Genomic DNA, 21,150 nt, shown 5'->3' on the forward strand with positions numbered 1-21,150 from the left:
ATATTCTGACAAAAAGTTAACTATTGAGTTGTTATTAGCCCTAAAACTCATTAATTTTCGTAAAATTGAGTTTTTTTGCCTCTTATCTCCAATATTTTCCTGCTCAAAGCCTGTAAGTTGTTTTTGATGAAAGTTTAATGCCTGACTTGTATAGCTACTGTGTTGCAAAGCCAGCGCCGTGCATTAGTTTCCAAAGTTGAGCCGACTGGGGTGGGGTTTGAAGAGTTGTAGTTAAGTGGCGTGGCTGTCTCAATATCTCTTTGCCACTGACTACTAGCTAGTACGGTTACAGCGCAATGCTTTTACCCGAAAACTGTCAAAATACTTACATGCAAGTGGCGTAGGTATTATTACCCTAATTTCCTAATCAGGAAACGATCACAATTAGGCTCTGCACAAGAGAATTATTTAGAACTGAGGATTTCCGAAAAAATTCACTGAAAAAAAAGCAATTCAAAATAGTAAATTAAAAAGTAAAATCGTTACCAGGATAGGATATATTTACCCTATTGAAGCAAGGGAAACTGAAGAGCGCCATCTACCGCAGGTAGGATCTAGCAATTATATAGAAAAAAACTCCACCCCAGGATCTAAGTTTTTATTTAAATGATTGTGTAGGGGTGGGTTTATTTGGATATTTGTTAATGAATTAGGATATCTGTGAACCCGCGCATGAAGGTATGAACCATTAAACTTTCATCAAAACAACCGACAACTGTACGGGCGGGTTTACAAATATTTCTCGCTGATTAACGATGATCTAAATAAACCCGCCCCAACTGACCACTGACACGCCAAGCGCAATACATTTGTTGGCAACTGATTTAGGATTGCTATATAATCTAGAACTTCATATACAAAATCGATGGATCGCCGCTCGTTTTTATTAGCCACAGGTACATTAGCACTTTCACAACTGCTGATTGGCTGTAGTGGTAACAACAAGACGCAACTGAAAGTACAGCTATTAAAAGGTTCTATCCCTGGTCAGGTAGTTAATAAATTTCAGAAAGCCTTACAACCACAGCCGCAGTTAAAGTTTTCTCCTGTAGGGCAGATACAAGATTTATATAAACAATTGCAAAATTGGCACAAACCCCCAGAATCTAAAGATGAACAAGGATGGCGGCGCTTAATCCCTTGGCAGCAAGACCAAAAAACAGCGATCGCGGACTTAGTGACATTGGGGGATTATTGGCTAAAATCTGCAATTGAGCAAAAACTAATTCAACCAATCAATGAACCGCAGATTAAACAGTGGACGAATTTGGACGATCGCTGGAAGCAACTAGTAAGGCGCAACGACCAAGGTAATCTTGATTCTCAAGGAAAAGTTTGGGCTGTTCCTTACCGTTGGGGTAGTACGGTGATTGTTTATAACCGGAAAAAGTTCCAACAATTAGGATGGACACCGCAAGATTGGAGTGATTTGTGGCGAGATGAAGTGCGATCGCGGATTTCTCTACTCAATCAACCACGAGAAGTGATTGGTCTGGTTTTAAAGAAATTAGGAAAATCCTACAATACAGAGAAACTTGACCAAATTCCCGAATTGGAGAAAGAACTACGCACCTTAAATCAACAAGTCAAGTTCTACAGTTCCCAGACCTACTTAGAACCTTTAATTATTGAGGACACTTGGCTGGCGGTTGGCTGGTCTGACGATGTTATCCCAGTGCTGGCGAGTTATCCGCACTTAACAGCCATTATTCCCCAGTCAGGAACCGCCTTATGGGCTGATCTCTGGGTACGTCCAACTGGCGTTGACAAAGACACTTTAGCAAATCAATGGATTGATTTTTGTTTGCAGCCGGCGATCGCAAAGGATATTTCTGTGCTGAGCAAAACTAATTCACCAATTGCGCCCAATATTACCTCATCAGAAATTCAGGAACCATTAAGAAATATATTAGTAAACAATCGTGAAGTTTTCACTAAAAGTGAATTTTTACTTCCTTTATCTCCATCAGCAACAAAAGAGTATGAGAATTTGTTCGCCTTAATTCAGAAAGGATAAATGAAGGATGAAATGTGAAGGATGAAGGATGAAAATCAATTGCCAAATCTCCCAACGCTTCTGGGTAAAAGAGACTGGGGATAAGAAATACAACTGACTATTAACTATTGACCATTGACATCTGACAACTTATACCAATTTCTATGTGAGGCTGCACATTATCGCCCTCACCCTATAAGGGTGGGGCTATACATACAAAGCCTGCCAGAGCAGGCTAATTATATGCATCTTCATAGTAAATTGGTATTACGAAGATTATTTAGTAATTTCATCCTTCATCCTTCATACTTCATACTTCATCCTTCATCCTTCATGAAGAACGTCGCCAACCAAACTTATTCTGACTAGGCATATTGATATTACATAAAGCTGGACTAATACTAAAGTTACAAGTATAGCTTCCTAACAGTTCTTCCTGATAATTAAATACGCGAACATTATAATTATCCCTTCTCGCCGCAGTACCCAAACGATTGATAAAGTCGTAGCGTTCTAGATAATCTAATAAACTCCAAATTTGCTGATTAACTACTAAATCTACCCGCGCAGGTTCTAGCACTGAAGCGGGATATGCTATCCAATTAGCTAATAGCTTGTTCTCGGCGCTATTTTGTGCCCGCCATAATCTAGGAACGGTTAAATTTCCTTGGTTAATCGTAGTAGCTGTAACCACATTACTTTTTGGTTTCGTTAATAAGCTGAGTTCTAAAGGTGCCTTAGAAGGCTTTGGTATAGAGGAATTTTCCCCTAGTGAAGGTCGTATTGGTACAAGAGAAATCATCGCTAGGCTAAAACTTAATAATAGTGGTAGCGATGTTTTGCAACCAGAATTTTTTTGGATAAGCATAGTTTTTATTGTGTTTCGCTTGTCAGTTGTCAGTTGTTTTTGAATTTAGTTGAATATCTTACTTGGACAGATGTTAAGCTATTGTGCTTTTAAGTTTCACAATCCATCCTCAGGGCTATTGACAGTTGACCTTTGACAGTCAACAGTTAACAGCCCTTATTAGTAGTTATGCAATTTAGACGCGCATTAGCTTACTTATTTTTCCACTGATCGCTGACCACTGGTAGATATTTTTATGATATTTATCTAAAGTTTGATAGCTAGAATGCGAATTCTTCGGTAGTCTGCTGTCCAAGTTCCATCTTGATAAAGAGTTGGCTTGAGTTGTTCTTCTACGTGACGAATTATTTGTGTTTTTTGTTCAGCAGATATTCCGACAAAAAATGCGCCGGCAAACATTTCAATCCAGTTGGCTAAGCCTGCTTCTTTGTCTGCTAGAGGAGTGGGACGATCGCGCAAGCTAGCATAGATGACATCAAAACCTTGTTGTTCCAGGAGAGTAGCATATTCACCAATGCTGGGGTAGTACCAAGGATTGAGTGTTTGTGGTTGGTGAATTCCCATAGAGGCGATCGCATTTTCTAAAGCTGTGACAATAGCCCCCACATTCCCCTTCCCACCAAATTCTGCCACAAACCGCCCACCGGGTTTGAGTGCTTGATGAATGGATGCGATCGCTTGTTCTGCTTGTTTCACCCAATGTAATACAGCGTTGGAAAACACCGCATCGCATGGCTTTTCTACTTGAAAGTTCCTAGCATCAGCAACATCAAACTCAATCTGGGGATAATTTTGTCTCGCCTTCTCAATCATCGTGGCGGCGCTATCAATTCCCATCACCTGGGCCCCAGTTTGGGCAATTTTTTCTGTGAGTTGTCCGGTTCCACAACCGAGATCTAAAATTAACTCCCCTGCTTTCGGGTTAAGTAATTGCAATAAATCCTCACCATACTGCCACACGAAGGCGTGTTTATCCTCATACAAACCACTATTCCAATTATGTGTAGGTATGGAAATACTATTCATAGACAGGAAATTCCACAACGGGAGCGTTAAGTATGAATTGTCATAATAAATATCACATGAAAATAGACAAATTTTTATTCGCAATATTACGAATTTTTGTGACAAATATTACAAAATCGCCACGCCTGTAAGTTTATTCGCACTTTGTAAGCCGATGATGCGATCGCACTTTCCCTGGGGTGAGTAGTTCATATAATTTAAGCTAGAGACAGTTCACAAAAAGCGATAACATGCAAATATGCTGAATTTTCTCAATCCTCTATTAAACCGACATCCAGAGCAAGTAAAAGCTAACGTTGAAATCTACACTTGGCAAACTTGCCCTTACTGCATCCGCGCTAAGATGCTACTTTGGTGGAAAGGCGTTCAATTTCAGGAATACAAAATCGACGGTGACGAAGCCGCCAGAGCAAAAATGGCAGAACGAGCCAACGGACGCCGTACAGTTCCCCAGATTTTCATTAATAATCAACATGTTGGTGGCTGTGATGATCTTTATCAATTGGATACCCAAGGTCAACTCGACCCTCTCTTAGCTCAAACAGCCGTTTATAGACAAAATTAGCACCTCCAGGTTAGTTAAATACTCCCAGCTATAACCGCAAATAAAAATCAAATCAGCCCGCTACGGTGGGCTTTGTCATGACAACCTGTAATCAGCACTTCAGCAGAGTAGGCTAGAGAAGACATCGCTTCAGGAGACGGCTAAAAGTGAAAAAATCAGAAATCTGGAAGTAGTAAAGAACAATAAAATGGTTTGGTTAGCAATTGGCAACAGGGTGCGCTTAAGGATATGCCAACGCCAGAACAAATCGAAGTCTGTTTCATTCTCAGCTATAGATTAACTCAAATGTATGTACCAATATATTTAGTAACTGTAAATAGCCGGACAAAAGACGTATTTATCTTAGCTGGGGAAGAAACAGAAATCATCATTAACACCAATGGATATTGGAGGTATTTATGAGTAAGCGTGATTTCACAGCAATGACCCGTCCCGAGTTTCGTCAATATATCCTTGAGCATAGGGAAGATGAAGAAGCACTTCAAATCTACATTGACAGGTTCCAAAACCCCAACGCCAAAGTTTACCCAGCACCCAAGTCATTAGAAGATTTAGAGAATTTCCCCGAAATTCACCGCCAGCATCTAGAGCAGCAACGCCAACAAGGATAAAACCAGTCTCAGAACATGGGGAAGAAGGGTTGCAACGGAACGATCTCGCACCTTGATTGCTCAACATTGGGGCGATCGCTAGTATTCAATATCCATAATTGGCAGACTTGATATTATCTATAATAATTATTTTTAATAATCTGATGTTAATTGAATACCCAGATTATCTTGTTCACCGACAATGGATGAGTCGTGCCTTAGAATTGGCACAAGCAGCAGGTGAAGCCGGAGAAGTTCCTGTAGGGGCAGTGATTATTGATGTTGCAGGAAATTTGCTGGCGGAGGGTGAAAACCGCAAAGAACGCGACAAAGACCCCACAGCCCACGCAGAAATTATTGCTTTGAGGGCAGCTGGGAGAATTTTACAAAATTGGCATCTCAATCAATGCACGCTCTACGTAACTTTAGAACCTTGCCCAATGTGTGCGGGTGCTATTATACACGCCCGTATTGGATTGCTGGTATATGGAGTAGACGATACCAAAACTGGTGCAATTCGTACTGTTACCAACATCCCTGATAGTGCAGCCTCTAATCACCGCCTAAAAGTGATTGGAGGCGTTTTAGAGTCTGCTTGTCGTCAGCAATTGCAAGCTTGGTTTGCTACCCGACGTGATAAGCGAAATTAGCAGACAGAGACGAAACTGTCCAATAGGTAGGACACAAGTGATGAAAGAAAAATTACGGTGTAACTAATCAAGGTTTCGTCACATTTTAGCTGACAATCAGCAGCCACCAGCATGATGGAAATTTACTCTGCTAACCCTACTTACCAGCAAAAACCAGCAAATACTCCCGCAACTACCCCCGCAACTACCCCCGCAAATATCCCGGTGGCTCATACTACCTCTACGAATTCGCGGGTTTCTCCTTGGTTAGGTCCTCTGGCGTATCTATTAGGACGGCACTTACTTGTACCAACGTTCTTTGGACGAATTACAATCATTGGACAAGAACATATTCCTGAATCTGGGCCTATGATTCTTGCTCCTACCCACCGTGCGCGTTGGGATGCGTTGCTTGTACCCTATGCGGCGATCGCTTGTCACAAAAAAAACGACCTGCGATTTATGGTGACTAGTAGCGAATGCAAAGGTTTGCAAGGTTGGTTTGTCCGACGCTTAGGGGGGTTTCCTGTTGATATTAAACACCCATCAATTACTACCTTACGGCATGGAGTTGAGCTGCTTGGGCAGAAAAAAACCTTGGTAATTTTCCCAGAAGGTGGTATTTACCGTGATGGTCAAGTTCACCCTTTAAAGCCGGGAATTGCGCGTCTGGCTTTGAGTGCTGAATCGACTCAGCCAGATTTGGGAATTAAAATTATACCTATTAGTATCCATTACAGCCAAACTTATCCAAATTGGGGTACGGATGTGATTATTCACATCGCCCCAGCAATCAAGGTTGCAGATTACAGTCATGGTTGTCTCAAACAAAATGCTAAATGCTTAACTAACGATTTAGCCAAAGCTTTGCAACAACTCAGTCACCAAGAAACAGAAATTACTAACCATACATTTGTAGAGATTCCTAATTCTTAATTTTGTCATTGGTCATTTGTCATTGGTCAGTTGTCAGTTGTCAGTTGTCAGTTGTCAGGTGGCAATAAGTAATAATGTCTAATAACCCTTAACCATTGAAGACTAAGACTTAATCGTTGAATATAGCCGTTTTCAGTTGGAAGCAATACAAAATTATATCGTCGCGTGTAGGGACGAACGGCCGTTCGCCCTTACGAGTGTATTGGACTCAACCGATAATCGCTATATTAAGCCTTGACCGAAGAAAAGCAGTGCCTCACCATCTGCCTTTGTTTTGACAAATGACAAATGACGAATGACAAATGACTAAATACTCAAATTTAATTCCCAGCTATTCAATTGACCAACATCCTGTGGTACATAATCGACTAGCCATAATTGCCAACGTCCTTTAGCTGAGGAGGAGAGCAATTGTTTGAGGGCTGGGTGCGATCGCACTGTATATGTTGTTTGTAAAGCTGTACGGCGACCTAGGGTGCGATTTTGCAATAAAATTTGTTGATTATTGGGTGCAATTAAGTAAATTTCTAAATCGCCTAAAAAATCGTGGCTGATGTTAACGGTAACTTGAATATCTTGGATGGGACTGGCTTCGTCCAGGGCGATCGCGCTTTTGATTCCCTGTCTATTATTATCTGGAATCCCTAGGGGGCTATCATTTCTCCCCTTGATTTGCTTGCTAGAAGTTGCTGCGCCTGTACGCATTTGCTGTGCTGCTTGTACAGATGAAGCTGCATTCACTTTCCCATACCCAAACCATTGGGAATGACCATTACTGTCGTAAGTTCCTTCACGTAAACCCAATTGGGGGTCAGGGTTAGTGTCCACAATTTTATCAGCGGTTTCTTGTAATATCCGCCTGACTTGTTGGGCGGTTAAGTCAGGGTTTGCTGATAAAATCAATGCTGCCACACCGGCGACTACAGGTGTAGCGCCAGAAGTACCGCCAAAGGTACGGGTAAAGTCACCTTGATCGTAACCTGCTGCGCCTAATTGATCGGTGGTGAGCATTCCTAGGCCGGAAAGAGAAGTGGCGATCGCTGGTTGTGTTTCCATAAACCCAGCTTCTTGAAACCACATCCCCGGAGGAGCATTGTTACTAGGGGCACATACTGCTATATTATTACCCCAATTGCTATAAGCTGATTTCTTGTTCAAACTCGTAGAAGCAGCGACAGCGATCGCATCAGGATGTACCGCAAAACCACTGAGCCAATCTGTATTACCTGATAGCAAATTCTTTGGCCAATTGCGCTCGTAAACAGTACCATCAACTGGGCGGTTAGCATTCCCCGCCGCAAACAAAATCACACAGCCTTTACCATTGCGCCCTTTGGTGGCAGCGCGGGTAATAGCAGCGCGTTGACGCAAAGACAGGGGGAAATAAACAGCCGATGCGCCCCAACTGCAAGAAATCACGCTAGCGCCTTTGTCGATTGCCCAATTGAAGATATCCTCAATTGATTCATCATCTAAATACCCAGTGGTGCGAATTGGCATTAAAGCACAACCAGGCGCAACTCCCACAATTCCTTTACCATTTTCCTCGGCTACAGCTATCCCTGCACAAGCTGTACCGTGGCTGGTTTCTTCTTGATCGGGTAAAGGTAAAAAGTCATTTTCTTTTAAATCTCTAGGGGCAACAATTTTACCACTACCTTGAAAATCGGGATGGTTTAAATCAAAAGAATCATCTACCACAGCCACAACCACAGAACGGACACCGCGAGTGATATCCCAGGCTTTTTCTATAGAAATATGAGAACCAACTGCCAATTGGTTACCGCCACTGTGGTTAAGATACCATTGCTGGGTATAAAGCGGGTCACGGGGTTTATAATGAGTTTCCTGGCGCACCAGGATATTCGGTTCAGCAGCTAATACTTCCTTGAGTCCTTGCAATTGATTTGCAATTTTAATGGGATTTTCTGTGGCTTGTTTACTGACAGTAAATACAAAAGTATTAGGCAAACCAAGCACTGGTTTTTCTTGGACTAGGTTGAATGTCGTAGCTAGAGCATTTATCCTAGGCTGATCAACATCAGTGGCAAATTGAATTGTAATTTGGTCATTGAGATAAACAAAAGTTCCGGGATTATCTTTGAGTTTGTAAATATGGCTAGCAAAAGCAACATTTTCCTCAGCACGGGCTTGGGACATTGCCTTTTCTAACTGATTGGGTGCGACTGTAAAAAGTTCTAGCCGTGCTTGGGGAATGCTGCGCTGCCAAGTCCCCCAACCAAACTGAGATAATACCTGAGAAGGGCGATCGCCAACAAGACGGACACTGAAACGATCCAAAGCCTTTTCTAAAATTAATTCTTCACCACCGCGTTGTAATACCATTCCCAGATTGCTAGCGGGAATACCTGTGTTGGCAGAATTGGCGGAATTAACGGGATCATTCATAGGAACACTCTATACATAGTATGATTAAAAGTTAAGGGAACTCCATTAGCCTGATTTTCAGTCTAAAACACAGAAACTTAGTATGTTGCTTTGCTTGGTCAAAGAGAAAAACAGAGGTAAGATACCCGAAGTTTCCATTTGCTTTTTATATATTTGTCGCACGAATTGATCCCATGAACCTAGCCGCTGCTGTTCCCTGGATTCGCCTCACTTCTTTATCACTCATAGCAACCCTTAGTCTGCTATCACCTACTCATGCTCAGGTAATCAATTTACCAAGCAATAACCAACCACAACCGATTGACCCCAACAATCCCAACAACCTGCGTCCTGTCACCCAAAATACTACCCTATTAAGTATTGAAAGTGGACAGCGTCTTCTCAAAGAAGCCGAAGCTGCTGTTTCTGCTCAAAATTATGATGTAGCTGCCAAAAAACTCCAAGAAGCACGTCAGGTTTTTAATCAGCTATCTAATTTTTATCAGGATCTCAACGCTAGTTTTTCGGGAATTGACAACAGAGTTTCTGATTCTCAGCGGCAAAAAGCCAAAGATAGCGCCCAATTGCGAGATGAAGCTACCTATAGACTCGCATTGGTACATCGGGCACAAAATCAATCAGAATTAGCTGTTCCTTTGCTGATCCAAATTATCAAGAGTCAAAACCCCACAAGGGAATTGGGTAAGAAAGCTTATCAACAGCTATATGAGTTAGGCTTTGTGGATGCACCCTATCCCCGACAAGGCGGTGGTTCATCTTCTTCGCAAAAATAAGCAAACCAGCGCCAAGATGCCGTTTTGTGGGCATGGCTTAATGGTAGAATGTATTTATCTCCCATCATTTTGGGGATGATGGAAAACCAGTGCCTAGAGCGTCTCGTTCCTTAACCTTGCCAAAAATTGCCAGTGGTAAAGGCGATCGCTCTCTATCTGTTAATAATAGAAAAGAAGTTTTTTTAGGAAATGCGATGATTAGTCCGCAGCAGGTTGAGGAAATGATCAAAGCGGAACTCCCAGATGCACTGATTCAGGTGCAAGATTTGACTGGTGGTGGTGACCACTATCAAGTGACAGTAGTGTCATCGCAGTTTGCAGGTAAGAGACTGGTGCAACAACACCAGTTAGTGTACGGTGCGTTGCAGGAAGCTATGTCAACTGAAGCGATTCATGCACTGGCAATCAAAACTTATACTCCTGAAGTTTGGCAGACAACAGCCGCTTCTTAGCAGTTTAAATACAGACTGTTGAAACTCAGTCGCACGCCAGTTGCTTCAACGCGGGAAACCCGCAAGGGCGCACTGGCTCCTAAAATTGCGATCGCTACAGGCGCTGACTACTCCCGACTATAAGCAAAAGTAGGAAACAGAAACACCATGACACCAGAACTCAAAGCAAAAATTGACAACTTAGTAGAACAAAACAAAATTTTTGTTTTCATGAAGGGAAACAAGTTAATGCCTCAATGTGGTTTCTCCAACAACGTTGTACAGATTCTGAATACCTTGGGTGTTCCCTTCGAGACTTTTGACGTTCTCTCAGACCCCGAAATTCGTCAAGGAATTAAAGAATATTCCAGCTGGCCGACAATTCCCCAAGTGTATATTGACGGCGAATTCATCGGCGGTTCCGATGTCTTAATTGAAATGTACCAAAAAGGTGAATTACAGGAATTAGTGACAGTAGCTCTAGCTTCCTAAATCTTCTGACTCTTTTCTAGTGTATTCTCCCCGCACCATCACGAAAGGTGGTGCGGGGTTTTTATAGAAAGTACGCATTGACAAAAAAATGTTACTATAGCTTTATCATTACCGACTCCGCCGGATTGATATTAAATTTGATATATGATAGACATAGTTTAAATCACCCATTAATAACGTAGCGCTAGCGACTACGGTATTGTTTTGGTTTTTACCGATGTATGCTCAGTAGTGAATACTTATTAAAAAATTTTAAATGAGCATAACTGGTCTTTGCCTTGATTGGGGCAAGTAACTGGTGTGATATCTATCTAAATAAAGCATCTACTCCACAGATTTATTTTTCCTAGCGGACTTCCGGTCTGATTACTGATATTGTGTTAGTCTTCCAAATAGCAGGCTGACTTCTTTTGTGTAGCCGTGAATCCGATTCGCACAATACGGGAGCAAACATCCTTTTAGCTAAAAATAGAAAGAGTCAAATGCTAAATATCATAGATTCAGTACGTCTTCATCAAAAAAAGATAGAAAAAGTTATATCACCTTTTATCTTTAATAATATTTTTAATCAAAATGTCAGAAAAACCGGGCATTTTAGGACATGGTTATATAGTCCAATGAACTATGCCAGAATTATGGAAATACCTCTGACAATGCTCTTATTAGATGCCAAAAAAGAAGAGCTAATTTTAGATGTATCTAGTCCTAAACTTTTGGCGCTTTATTATAGTTTATCTGGATATACTAACGTAGTAGCTGCTGATCTAGAAAATTACTTTGTCAATGATTTTGAAATATTCAAACAAGAGGTTGGATTGAACATTGAAACAAAAGTGTTTGATGCAACAAAAATCATTCCCTATCCGGAAAACTATTTCGATAAAATTTTCAGTATATCTGTCTTAGAACATATCCCATACAATGGAGATACAGAAGCATTAAAGCAAATATTACGAGTTTTAAAACCAGGTGGTATAGCAGTCATAACTTTACCAGCTTTTAGTAACTATGTTGAAGAATGGATATCTTCCAAGTCCTTTTATTGGAAGTCTGCCACTAATGCTGATGGTGCCGTCTTTTATCAAAGAAGATACGATTTAGAGAGTATACATTCGCGGCTGGAAATAAATGATGGAAAGATAGAGAAAATTCTATTTGTTGCCGAAAAACCTATTAAGGAACCTGGTTTAAATCATGAGGGAAGAATGCTTCATAATTCATATTATATTGATCATGTCATATTTTCAAAATATGTCAAAAAATTAAAACGATTCAAAATACCATTGTCCGAGTATTTTGCCGAAAATTATGTTTCTCACAAGTGTCATTACATAACCGAGGATCACTCGGATCTAAATATTAGACAAGTAGTAATAAAAATCAAAAAAGATGCGTAACAATTTTTCCTTGTAAGCGTTAGTTGCTCGCTCATAGCAAGTGCCAGAGAGTCCTAGTGTTCCAAAAATCAGTTGTTTATTCATAACGGTAATCTGTGAAGGCGAATCCAATCATCTACCCGCTCAAAAAGTATTGGCAACTGTTCACAGAATCCAAGAAATTTCTGAATTACTTGAATTAGATTTATTTTTGAATTTTGAATTGTTAAGCATCTATGCCCGCACTTTTTGATAGCTATCAGAAACTTCTGTTTCTATTCCTTGGATGTAATAGTGGTTAGGATCAAAGGCTCCATGTGTTGTGAGCATCATGGCATGAATCAATGCTTTTGCTTTCAGCAGTGTTTCTTGGAACTCCATCTGGGGATCGGAAAGTGCCACAATACCACCGCCAACGCCAATTGAGGTTTGCTCTGGAGTCAGCACAGCAGTACGAATGACAATATTTAAATCAGCTGAACCATTCAATCCCAAAAAGCCAATCGCTCCTGAATAAACTCCCCGTGCTTCCTGCTCTAATCGATCGATAATCTCCATTGTTCTCAGTTTGGGAGCGCCTGTCATGGAACCGCCAGGGAAAGCGTTACGAATACAGTCTGTGGCGCTCATTCCGGCGCGTAATTGACCGCGAATCGTCGTCACCAGTTGATGTACTGTGGCATAGGTTTCCACATCCATCAATTTAGGAACATGAACAGTACCCACTGCACATACCCGTCCCAGATCGTTGCGGAGTAAATCTACAATCATCAGATTTTCCGCTCTATCTTTTTCGCTGTGGCGTAATCGTTCACGCAGGATAAAATCTTCTTCTGGTGTTTTTCCTCGTGGTAGTGTTCCTTTGATGGGCTTTGTTTCTACCCAACCTTGGCGATCGATGCGTAGAAATCGTTCTGGGGATGAACAAGCGATCGCCACATCACCAAAGCGCAAAAATGCAGAGTATGGCGCAGGATTTATCTGGCGTAATGTCCGATAAAAGAAGAGTGGATCGGGTGTCGTGTCTGTGTGAATCTGGTTTGTCAAACAAACTTGATAAGTTTCTCCTTCGTGAATTTCCTGCAAAGATTTTTCAATATCATTCAGATAAGTTTTTTCTGACCGACTTAATCGAAAGATTACAGGTGTCTGTTTCTTCTCAATGACAATAGGCGAGAGAGAAGGAAGGTTCTCAATCTGTTGTTCGATCGATTCAAACCAGGCTTGTGCTAAGTCGTATTGTCCCTGCTGAACTAGACAAAGCAGATAGAGGGTTTGCTCTTGGTGGTCAATTGCGATCGTGCGATCGGCTAACAAAAACATGGCATCAGGTAAGGTAGAAGGGTGCTTTAATTGAGATCCACATTCTGCCTTTAATTCATATCCAAAGTAACCCACAAACCCGCAGTTAAAATCGAAGGGTAGCTCTTCAGATGTGCAGTGTCGCTGTTCCAGTTCCCGCTTGAGATACTCAAAAATTCCCTCTTCCCTGCGGCTGATGGTATCAGATTTTGTCACAGTGAGTTCTTGGGTTAGCGTCTGATAACGAATCAGCAGACTGTTTTCGCCACTACTATCTCCCATAAACGAGAAGCGAGAAAGACTAGTTTCAACACGACTACTGTCTAACCAGAAAGCATTTGGCGAGTTACCAAACAAATGCACAAACATCTGCTCAGTATCAGGACTCAGATTTAGCTGGCGCGTGCAAAGTTCAAATTTCTGCTGCTGTTTTTGAGCAGAAGAACTTGAAGGTATGGGAGCAGTTTTGCTATTTCCTGTCCAATACTGTTTTTGGGAAGTTTTATGGCGCTCTTGGGCAAATTTTCGGGTAATCTTTTGAAAATTCTCAAATAAGGTTTGTCCATATTCAGTGCAGATTGACTCTGGATGAAACTGCACACCCCATAGCGGTAAAGAACGATGGCGCATTCCCATGATCGGGTTGTCATTTGTCCACGCTGTTTTTTCTAAACAGTCTGGTAAGTCATCTGCAACTATTAAGGAATGGTAGCGCACAACAGAAAAAGGAGAAGGAATTCCCGCAAACAAATCAGTCCCATTGTGATAAACCTGACTCAGCCGACCGTGTCGAACTTCAGGCGCATGAATAACTTTTCCGCCGAACACATAACCAAGTCCTTGATGTCCCAGACAAACGCCTAAAAGCGGTACTTGAGTATTTTGAATAGCTAAACGACAAATTCCAAAATCTTTTGAGTTTTCCGGACGACCAGGCCCTGGTGAAATCACAATGTTGTCAAATTCCCACTGTTTCACTTCATCCCATGCAAATCGATCGTTATAAATTACAGTGGGATACTCCCCATTAACTTCTGCAATTAATTGGTAAAGATTAAAGGTATAAGAATCATAGTTATCAATAATTAGGGTTTTCATCTTGTTAATCTCGGTAAGCAATAGATAATTAGATTTGATATATGGAATTTCCAAAGATGGGAGTGAAAGTATTCAGTTATTGTCTGTTTTAATATTTCCAGATAGTTTTGCAGCATTGAGCGAATATCTTGACTATTAAAATACATCCGGTTGGATTCTACATGTATGCTTGCATTTCCTGAAAACAGGCGATCGCTTGCAGAAAGTTTAGAGAATACCAAAAAATAAATTATCCCAAATTGTAAGGGCGGGGTTACCCATTGGTGTCAACTTAAGTTAAAACGCTTATTCCACAGGCATTTTACCCCACCCCTCAATCCCCTCCCCGTAAACGGGGAGGGGAGGTTTTGCGTCAGCAAAGCCGGGGTGGGGTAACGCGGATCTTGATGTTAAGCGATTTAATTCAAAATCAAGCTTTGGCAAGGGTTTCATGTTAAGTTGACACGTATGGGGGTAACCCCGCCCCTACAAAACTCCGATCCGTGGGTGGAGTTTTTTATTTCCAAATCCCTAAGTTAATCTTCTGTTTGCAACAACCAAAAGCCACTGTAAGTCATCCCAGAATCGTCTGGTTGCACTAACAAAAAGTGTAGTCCGTGACTGAGTTGTTGACGCTGTCGATAAAGTTTAGCAGCAGCAGCAACTTCTGCATCTTCAAAGGTGGCGACAATCCACCTATCTACTAATCCTGCTTCTAATACCAAGCCATCGGGCGCGCCAGCAACATAATTCAACTCTACAGGACGGGCTTCGTGTAACCACCGGGCTAACCGCATTGATTGTCTACCACCGTAAATCACTACACCGGGAATTGGTGTTGTTGATGATAAACCGAGATTTAGGGGTTTAAGAGATTCTGGGAGATGTAGAATTGGAATCGGGCGATCGCTAAATGCTGTTTCTACATCAAAAGCACTCAAAGTTGCAAAACGCCATTGTTCTCCCCAAAGATTCTCTGGTAAAGGTACGGGGGGTGGTTTATCTATGGTTGTGGATGATTGTTTTTCTTGTAACCACTGCTTCAAAGCCAAAGTCCGGCGGGTAGGTTCGACAGCAATACCTAAATTACGCCCAGCGGCCTCAATTAAACTTAAAGATTGCGGACGAAATATTTGTATTATATCTGGCAATTGTTCACCAGCGGCTAGTTGAATTTGCGCACTCAGCCAAGTTGAATTCGCTTCTTTTTGGGGACAGGTAGCGACATACTCTAAGTTGCGAGTCGCATCACAAATCAACAACTCCCAGACATTTTGTCCAGCAGTATCTAGTTGCGGACTGCGGTAAAAATCAGCTTGCCAAATTTTCATAAATTCAGCATAGCTCATTCCCGCAACCAAGCAAACAAGCTTTCTACGGTAAGATGGAAATCTTTAGCAAATTCTGAAACTGGCAAAATTGTTTCTGGTTCATCGTAAAAAGTGGCTGTTTGATTTGGCGGGAAAACAAACATACCCAACCCAATTGGGGCAACTTAATCTGATTACCCCGAATAAATTTACCCTTGCCTAGCTGCGGATAAACATAAGAGCGCATTCTGTATCTATCCTTGAAACGCGGGAAACCCATCCCTTTACGCTTCATGTCAACGAATGCAGTTTCTAGTTTTCGCAATACTTGCTGGAGGACTTGAGCATTTACAGTTTTTAATTCTGGATATTGCTCTTTAGCGTCTGTTAAGGATTTAGCTTGGGTGTAGTAATTAGGGAATGGTGCATCTGCTGGGATGATATATTCACAGGTGATCGAACAAGCATTCATCGGTGACTTGCGAGAATTAAGCCAATCCTTGCGTTCGCGTCAAGCAAAATTCCACACTTGCCGACAAACATCAAGTGTGTGTTCAATTAATTTGATTTGCTCGTTTTTAGGATTGGCTTTGTATTCGTAAGTCAGGGTTAACACTATTTATTACCTCCTACAAAATTATATTAGGCTTTGTAGAAAGTGATGATGATTAAGGGAAACAACAGGATAAATCCTGTTGAGTCGCGTTTCATCCCCTGGATAAATCTCAGGGGATGAAACGCTCCCACTATGTTCTGATAGACAAAAAAAGGGGTGAGCAACCCCACCCCTCAATCAAAACCAGGAAAGCAAACTTTTTAAACTAGGACTTTCGCCAAAATTGGTTCTACACGGGTAGCAATTTCTGGGACATACACCTGAGAAACGTAGTCGGCAATCATCCTATCGGTGTTGAACAGTGGGGAATTTGTTTTAATTGATGTTTTCATCATCTGCACCCAACCTTGGGAAACACCTTGAGAATTTTGATCGTAGTACAGGGGAACGATTTCTTCTTCTAGGAGTTGATAAAGCGATCGCGAATCTATGCGATCCTGTAATTCTTGATCGCTAGTGTGGGCATCTTCACCAATTGCCCAACCGTTAAGTCCTTTACCATTGCTATCGGCTTTGTAGCCTTCGCACCACCAGCCATCAAGGACGCTGCAATTCAAGCCACCGTTAAAGCAGACTTTTTGTCCACTTGTACCGGAAGCTTCTAGAGGACGACGGGGATTATTCAGCCAAACATCTACACCTTGCACGAGTTTTTGTCCGGTGTAAATGTCGTAATCTTCAATAAAGGCAACTCGGTTAATAATTGCTGAATGGTGACACCATTCCATCAATCTTTGGATAATTCGTTTACCTTCTTCATCGGCTGGGTGGGCTTTACCTGCAAAGATAATTTGTACTGGACGGTTGGCATTACCAAAAATCTTTAATGCCCGTTCGGCATCACGTAAAATTAAATCGCCGCGTTTGTAAGGGCTAAAACGTCGCGCAAAGCCAATAGTTAATACATCAGGATCAAGCAAGGTGTCAGCAGCTTGAATAGCTTCGTAACTTTCACCCCGTTGTTCTCGGGCTTTTTTAACTTTATAACGGGTATAGGCAATCAGTCTTTCTTTCAGAACTCGATGTCGCCACCATAGTTCCTCATCAGGTATTTCGTCAACCTTTTCCCACATTTCGGGGTTCATAGCGCGAGTTTTCCAATCTTCGCCTAAATACTGATTGTATAAGTCAGCTAACAAAGGCGCAGTCCAAGTGGGTGCATGAACGCCATTAGTAATGTAACCAATGGGGACTTTATCTTCTGAAAGTTGGGGATAAAGCACTGTCCACATTTTACGAGAAACTTGGCCGTGTAATTCACTGACACCGTTACAAGCACGAGTCATCCGCAAAGCCAAAACAGTCATCCCAAATGGTTCCCAAGGATCGCCCAGTCTTCTGGCCCCTAATGCCAGAAATTGTTCGCGGGAAAGGCGCAATTGCGGCCAGTATTGGGCAAAGTAGGAATCAATTAAATCCGGGGAGAAAACATCATGTCCGGCGGGAACGGGGGTATGGGTGGTAAATACACAACGATCGCGGACTGTGGCTTCAATGTCATAGAAAGATTTACCAGTCCGTTCGATTTCCAAACGAGCAACTTCTAATGTACAGAAAGCCGCGTGTCCTTCGTTGAGGTGATAGACAGCAGGTTTAATTCCCAAAGCTTCTAAGGCGCGGACACCGCCAATACCTAATACTACTTCTTGGGCGATGCGGGTTTCTAAGTTACCGCCGTAGAGGTGTCCAGTTAACCAGCGGTCAATGGGGTCATTGTCTTCGCGATCGCTATCTAGTAAATATAATGTGACTCGCCCTACTTGTACTTGCCAAATTTGGACTTTCACCAGCCGTTGGCGTACTTCTAATTGGATAATCAACGGTTCCCCATTTTGAGTTTTAATTAACTCAATTGGCATCCGCAAAAAGGGGTTGTCAATATAGTAATCTTCTTGCCAACCATGACGGTTTAAGCGTTGGCGGAAGTAACCTTGGCGATACAACAAGCCCACACCCACCATTGGTACGCCCAAATCTGAGGATGATTTTAGGTGATCCCCGGCGAGAATCCCTAAGCCGCCTGAGTAGACTGGTAAGGATTCATGAATGCCAAATTCTGCGCAAAAGTAGGCTACTGGGTGTTCTTTAGTTAGTTGCGGTGCAACACCACTTACCCAAGTATCTTTTTGCTGCATGTATTGGTCAAACTCACGGGCTAAAGCCGAGATTTGCTTGAGATAAAAAGGATCTTCTGCTAATTGGGTGAGACGTTCGTAACTTGCTGACTCTAAAATTGCCACTGGGTTATGTCCACAGCGTTCCCACTCTTGGGGATCGATACTTTGGAATAACGCAATGCGATCGCCACTCCAACTCCACCAATAGTTATAAGCTAAATCTGCCAAACGCTTCAATGGAAAGGGCAACTTTTCGCTTAAGCGTAGCGCTGCGGTCATAGCACTATTATTAGCCATACAATTCTAAACACTCTCTTACTTTTTTTCTTTCACTTAACTTCTGCTTCCCAACAATTGCGCTGCAATTTGATGACAACCGAGTCTTCTTTTGTAAATTATTCCCTGAAGTCGGAGCAGTTTATCAACATCAAACCTCAGCCAAATGAATGGTTTTTCGTTTTTCTAGCTTTTAAAAATTATCTCTGCTTTTGCGTATTTTTTTCATCAATTTCAATCACGTTATTTTAAATAAAACCGCAGATTATTAATATTTATTTAATAAGCGTAATAATCAAGCACAATTGCATATCTTCTCCGGTGAAATACTGAGAGGGGCTGCGCGTACGGCTCCTCTCGGCGACCGGGGGAAGGGGGACAAGGAGAGAAGTCTGAGCGCCGGCGTCCGGCGTTAGCGAAGCGGTAGCGAGGTACGAGCGTCTGGCTTCTCCCAAGGGGAGACGCTGCGCGAACGCCAACGTCTTCGACGAACAGAACTTCGGGAGGACAAGGGGGACAAGTAGGACAAATGACAATTGACCAATGACAATTGACAAATTATCTTAAAGCGATCGCATGATGACGAATATGATCTTCTATAAAACTGGCGATGAAATAATAACTGTGGTCGTAGCCTTGTTGGTAACGCAAATTTAAGGGTTGTTTCGCTTCCGCACAAGCTTGCGCAAATATTTCTGGTAGTAGTTGTGCTGTGACAAATTTATCAGCAGTCCCTTGATCGATGAGAATAAAATTGTCATAACCTACTTGTTTAACTAATTCGCTAGCATCATAGCTACGCCAAGCTTCTTGATTACTTCCTAAATAACGACTGAATGCTTTTTCACCCCAAGGACAACGCATAGGTGCGGTAATCGGTGCAAAGGCTGAGACTGATTTATACAGATGCGGATTACGCATTGCACACACTAGCGCCCCGTGTCCTCCCATTGAATGACCAAAAATACCTTGCTTTTGAGCTAGCGTAGGAAAGTTGGCGGTAACTATAGCAGGTAATTCTTGCACAACATAACTATACATTTGATAATGCGCTTTCCACGGTTCTGTTGTCGCATCTACATAAAAACCCGCACCTGTGCCAAAATCCCAATCATCATCTTCCCCAGGAATACCAGTATTCCGAGGACTCGTATCTGGTGCAACTAGCATTAAACCATACTCCGCAGCGTAACGTTGCGCCCCGGCTTTCACCATAAAATTCTCTTCGTTACAAGTTAAACCGGAGAGAAAATAAAGAATTGGTACAGGTTCAGTAGTAGCTTGCGGTGGTTGATAAACAGCAAAGCGCATTTCTCCATTACAAGTTGAGGAAGGGTGGGAGTAAAAGCCGACTTTGCCACCAAAGCACTGATATTCTGAGATTAGTTTGAGATTAGTCATTAAAACCCTATTGACTGATATTTCCTGGTGTTTTTGTTTTTTCAGGGATTGTGCGATCGCAATTACTATATTGGCAAAATGTGCGAAATTACTGCCTGCGATAGCCTCCCTAAACATGGTGAAAAACCCAACGTATGGAAACCGTCAGGACAAAGGGTGAAGCGTGGATTTTACAAAACTTCTACAGGATTGCTGATTAATGCTGACTGTAATGGTGCAGCAAATATTTTGAGAAAAGTAGCCACACAGCTAGGCATTAGCCTAGCCAAGTTGGGTAGGGGAGCCTTGACACTCCCAAGACGAGTTGATTTGTTTAAGGGATTAAATAAATCATATCGTAAACGTTGCGCAGCATAGCTTCAGCCTGCGTAGCAACATGCGTTTAGAATCCCCTGTGTTTCAACCAGGGGAGATGTCAAGGGTTTATAATAATTCAACGCTTCAATGTTCTTGGTATCAATAGCCAGCAATTAGGTAAGATAGCACTCTTAGGCTGGAGATGAAAGCTGATTAATTCTCAGCTTATCTGTTTTTACTAATTATGTGCTACTTAGCTCCTCCGTAATATGTTAATCTTGAGATTCTTCAGAGATAGGTTCTGATTCTGTTTCCGGCTCTGTTTTGACATTGATTTTAGGTTGAACGGGTTTCGGACCACGGACTAGTGCAGGACTAACCTGCTGCCTGCTTTCATCACCAAAAGACGCTTTTTTTCCTTTACCAGAGGAACGATCACCTCTTGGTTTTGATTTTGTGGGATTGGAATCTGTAGGCAGCACAGAATCCAAATTTTCCGCATTGTTGTCAGTATTTGCTTGAGACGGACGATCCGATTTCTTGATTGGGCGTTCTATCATTGTATCTTTTTGTAAAGCTATCTTTATGATATATCGGTTTGATGATTATCAATCTGATAAGTAGGATTTTTGAGCTGGAGCAGAAGAAGCCCCACGTTTCACC

At 42.0% G+C, this 21,150-nt stretch carries 21 protein-coding genes; 11 read left to right on the forward strand and 10 right to left on the reverse strand.

What is annotated here, in order from left to right; all coding sequences use genetic code 11:
* Window positions 1–865 precede the first annotated feature (865 nt).
* The gene (locus tag AACU32_RS00205; protein WP_096596734.1) at window positions 866–2,017 is read left to right on the forward strand and encodes an extracellular solute-binding protein; all 1,152 of its coding nucleotides are present in this window, start codon (window positions 866–868) and stop codon (window positions 2,015–2,017) included.
* Between the two features lie 310 nt (window positions 2,018–2,327).
* Here AACU32_RS00205 and AACU32_RS00210 read toward each other — a convergent pair whose 3' ends face one another.
* Both AACU32_RS00210 and AACU32_RS00215 read right to left on the reverse strand, forming a co-directional pair.
* Window positions 2,328–2,864, reverse strand: coding sequence for a hypothetical protein (locus AACU32_RS00210; protein ID WP_096596736.1), 537 nt, complete (start codon window positions 2,862–2,864; stop codon window positions 2,328–2,330).
* Window positions 2,865–3,110: 246 nt separating this feature from the next.
* Window positions 3,111–3,890, reverse strand: a complete 780-nt coding sequence (locus tag AACU32_RS00215; RefSeq protein ID WP_096596738.1) for a class I SAM-dependent methyltransferase — start codon at window positions 3,888–3,890, stop codon at window positions 3,111–3,113.
* A 238-nt stretch (window positions 3,891–4,128) separates the two neighbouring features.
* Between AACU32_RS00215 and grxC the strand changes: the two genes are divergently transcribed.
* From grxC to AACU32_RS00240, 5 genes are all read left to right on the forward strand, one after another.
* Window positions 4,129–4,455 (forward strand): glutaredoxin 3, encoded by a 327-nt coding sequence (grxC, locus tag AACU32_RS00220; RefSeq protein WP_096596740.1) that lies wholly within the window; start codon window positions 4,129–4,131, stop codon window positions 4,453–4,455.
* Between the two features lie 192 nt (window positions 4,456–4,647).
* The gene (locus AACU32_RS00225; protein WP_339377354.1) at window positions 4,648–4,857 is read left to right on the forward strand and encodes a DUF6888 family protein; all 210 of its coding nucleotides are present in this window, start codon (window positions 4,648–4,650) and stop codon (window positions 4,855–4,857) included.
* Window positions 4,854–5,066, forward strand: a complete 213-nt coding sequence (locus AACU32_RS00230; protein ID WP_096596742.1) for a DUF6887 family protein — start codon at window positions 4,854–4,856, stop codon at window positions 5,064–5,066. Before AACU32_RS00225 ends, AACU32_RS00230 begins: the two co-directional genes overlap by 4 nt.
* Window positions 5,067–5,209: 143 nt before the next feature.
* Window positions 5,210–5,695: a tRNA adenosine(34) deaminase TadA gene (gene tadA, locus AACU32_RS00235; RefSeq protein ID WP_096596744.1), complete on the forward strand. Its 486-nt coding sequence runs from the start codon at window positions 5,210–5,212 to the stop codon at window positions 5,693–5,695.
* 111 nt (window positions 5,696–5,806) lie between these two features.
* Window positions 5,807–6,610 (forward strand): 1-acyl-sn-glycerol-3-phosphate acyltransferase, encoded by an 804-nt coding sequence (locus AACU32_RS00240; protein WP_096596746.1) that lies wholly within the window; start codon window positions 5,807–5,809, stop codon window positions 6,608–6,610.
* A gap of 306 nt (window positions 6,611–6,916) precedes the next feature.
* Here the strand turns inward: AACU32_RS00240 and AACU32_RS00245 are convergent, their stop codons facing one another.
* Entirely contained in the window at window positions 6,917–9,019 is a 2,103-nt protein-coding gene (locus AACU32_RS00245; RefSeq protein WP_096596748.1) for a S8 family serine peptidase, read from the reverse strand.
* Between the two features lie 173 nt (window positions 9,020–9,192).
* Between AACU32_RS00245 and AACU32_RS00250 the strand changes: the two genes are divergently transcribed.
* The 4 genes from AACU32_RS00250 to AACU32_RS00265 all read left to right on the forward strand — a co-directional run bounded on the left by AACU32_RS00250 (window position 9,193) and on the right by AACU32_RS00265 (window position 12,112).
* Window positions 9,193–9,792 carry a hypothetical protein gene (locus tag AACU32_RS00250; protein ID WP_096596750.1) on the forward strand — a complete coding sequence of 200 codons (600 nt, stop codon included), beginning with the start codon at window positions 9,193–9,195 and terminating at the stop codon, window positions 9,790–9,792.
* Window positions 9,793–9,986: 194 nt separating this feature from the next.
* Window positions 9,987–10,244 carry a BolA/IbaG family iron-sulfur metabolism protein gene (locus tag AACU32_RS00255; protein WP_096607794.1) on the forward strand — a complete coding sequence of 86 codons (258 nt, stop codon included), beginning with the start codon at window positions 9,987–9,989 and terminating at the stop codon, window positions 10,242–10,244.
* A 147-nt stretch (window positions 10,245–10,391) separates the two neighbouring features.
* Complete coding sequence (gene grxD / locus AACU32_RS00260; protein ID WP_096596752.1) at window positions 10,392–10,715, forward strand: Grx4 family monothiol glutaredoxin; 324 nt, start codon at window positions 10,392–10,394, stop codon at window positions 10,713–10,715.
* Between the two features lie 410 nt (window positions 10,716–11,125).
* Complete coding sequence (locus tag AACU32_RS00265; protein WP_339377355.1) at window positions 11,126–12,112, forward strand: class I SAM-dependent methyltransferase; 987 nt, start codon at window positions 11,126–11,128, stop codon at window positions 12,110–12,112.
* 213 nt (window positions 12,113–12,325) lie between these two features.
* On the opposite strand, the gene pabB is transcribed toward AACU32_RS00265, so the two are convergent.
* The 6 genes from pabB to fghA form a co-directional block, all read right to left on the reverse strand.
* The gene (pabB, locus tag AACU32_RS00270; protein WP_096596756.1) at window positions 12,326–14,491 is read right to left on the reverse strand and encodes an aminodeoxychorismate synthase component I; all 2,166 of its coding nucleotides are present in this window, start codon (window positions 14,489–14,491) and stop codon (window positions 12,326–12,328) included.
* Between the two features lie 515 nt (window positions 14,492–15,006).
* Window positions 15,007–15,801, reverse strand: a complete 795-nt coding sequence (locus tag AACU32_RS00275; protein WP_096607796.1) for a Tab2 family RNA-binding protein — start codon at window positions 15,799–15,801, stop codon at window positions 15,007–15,009.
* 43 nt (window positions 15,802–15,844) lie between these two features.
* On the reverse strand, window positions 15,845–16,252 hold the full coding sequence (locus tag AACU32_RS00280; RefSeq protein ID WP_339377356.1) for a hypothetical protein: 408 nt from the start codon (window positions 16,250–16,252) through the stop codon (window positions 15,845–15,847).
* A gap of 39 nt (window positions 16,253–16,291) precedes the next feature.
* Window positions 16,292–16,396, reverse strand: coding sequence for a helix-turn-helix domain-containing protein (locus AACU32_RS00285; protein ID WP_339377357.1), 105 nt, complete (start codon window positions 16,394–16,396; stop codon window positions 16,292–16,294).
* 200 nt (window positions 16,397–16,596) lie between these two features.
* Window positions 16,597–18,810: an alpha-glucan family phosphorylase gene (gene glgP / locus AACU32_RS00290; RefSeq protein WP_096596757.1), complete on the reverse strand. Its 2,214-nt coding sequence runs from the start codon at window positions 18,808–18,810 to the stop codon at window positions 16,597–16,599.
* A 537-nt stretch (window positions 18,811–19,347) separates the two neighbouring features.
* Window positions 19,348–20,190: an S-formylglutathione hydrolase gene (gene fghA / locus AACU32_RS00295; protein ID WP_096596759.1), complete on the reverse strand. Its 843-nt coding sequence runs from the start codon at window positions 20,188–20,190 to the stop codon at window positions 19,348–19,350.
* A 27-nt stretch (window positions 20,191–20,217) separates the two neighbouring features.
* On the opposite strand from fghA, the gene AACU32_RS00300 reads away from it, so the two are divergent.
* A complete protein-coding gene (locus tag AACU32_RS00300; protein ID WP_339377358.1) occupies window positions 20,218–20,547 on the forward strand; it encodes a hypothetical protein in 330 nt (109 codons plus the stop codon).
* Between the two features lie 212 nt (window positions 20,548–20,759).
* Here AACU32_RS00300 and AACU32_RS00305 read toward each other — a convergent pair whose 3' ends face one another.
* Entirely contained in the window at window positions 20,760–21,047 is a 288-nt protein-coding gene (locus AACU32_RS00305; RefSeq protein ID WP_096596761.1) for a hypothetical protein, read from the reverse strand.
* Window positions 21,048–21,150: the final 103 nt, after the last annotated feature.

This window comes from Calothrix sp. NIES-2100, from assembly GCF_963875285.1.
Taxonomy (GTDB): Bacteria; Cyanobacteriota; Cyanobacteriia; order Cyanobacteriales; family Nostocaceae; genus Aulosira.

Bases quoted from the DNA above. Each gene is read 5' to 3' on its own strand.
- AACU32_RS00255 (WP_096607794.1), top strand. From the start codon at position 9,987: ATGATTAGTCCGCAGCAGGTTGAGGAAATGATCAAAGCGGAACTCCCA.
- AACU32_RS00280 (WP_339377356.1), bottom strand. From the start codon at position 16,252: ATGAATGCTTGTTCGATCACCTGTGAATATATCATCCCAGCAGATGCA.
- pabB (WP_096596756.1), bottom strand. From the start codon at position 14,491: ATGAAAACCCTAATTATTGATAACTATGATTCTTATACCTTTAATCTT.
- AACU32_RS00205 (WP_096596734.1), top strand. From the start codon at position 866: ATGGATCGCCGCTCGTTTTTATTAGCCACAGGTACATTAGCACTTTCA.
- AACU32_RS00210 (WP_096596736.1), bottom strand. From the start codon at position 2,864: ATGCTTATCCAAAAAAATTCTGGTTGCAAAACATCGCTACCACTATTA.
- fghA (WP_096596759.1), bottom strand. From the start codon at position 20,190: ATGACTAATCTCAAACTAATCTCAGAATATCAGTGCTTTGGTGGCAAA.
- glgP (WP_096596757.1), bottom strand. From the start codon at position 18,810: ATGGCTAATAATAGTGCTATGACCGCAGCGCTACGCTTAAGCGAAAAG.
- tadA (WP_096596744.1), top strand. From the start codon at position 5,210: ATGTTAATTGAATACCCAGATTATCTTGTTCACCGACAATGGATGAGT.
- AACU32_RS00275 (WP_096607796.1), bottom strand. From the start codon at position 15,801: ATGAAAATTTGGCAAGCTGATTTTTACCGCAGTCCGCAACTAGATACT.
- AACU32_RS00250 (WP_096596750.1), top strand. From the start codon at position 9,193: ATGAACCTAGCCGCTGCTGTTCCCTGGATTCGCCTCACTTCTTTATCA.
- grxD (WP_096596752.1), top strand. From the start codon at position 10,392: ATGACACCAGAACTCAAAGCAAAAATTGACAACTTAGTAGAACAAAAC.
- AACU32_RS00230 (WP_096596742.1), top strand. From the start codon at position 4,854: ATGAGTAAGCGTGATTTCACAGCAATGACCCGTCCCGAGTTTCGTCAA.
- AACU32_RS00305 (WP_096596761.1), bottom strand. From the start codon at position 21,047: ATGATAGAACGCCCAATCAAGAAATCGGATCGTCCGTCTCAAGCAAAT.
- AACU32_RS00240 (WP_096596746.1), top strand. From the start codon at position 5,807: ATGATGGAAATTTACTCTGCTAACCCTACTTACCAGCAAAAACCAGCA.
- AACU32_RS00245 (WP_096596748.1), bottom strand. From the start codon at position 9,019: ATGAATGATCCCGTTAATTCCGCCAATTCTGCCAACACAGGTATTCCC.
- grxC (WP_096596740.1), top strand. From the start codon at position 4,129: ATGCTGAATTTTCTCAATCCTCTATTAAACCGACATCCAGAGCAAGTA.
- AACU32_RS00215 (WP_096596738.1), bottom strand. From the start codon at position 3,890: ATGAATAGTATTTCCATACCTACACATAATTGGAATAGTGGTTTGTAT.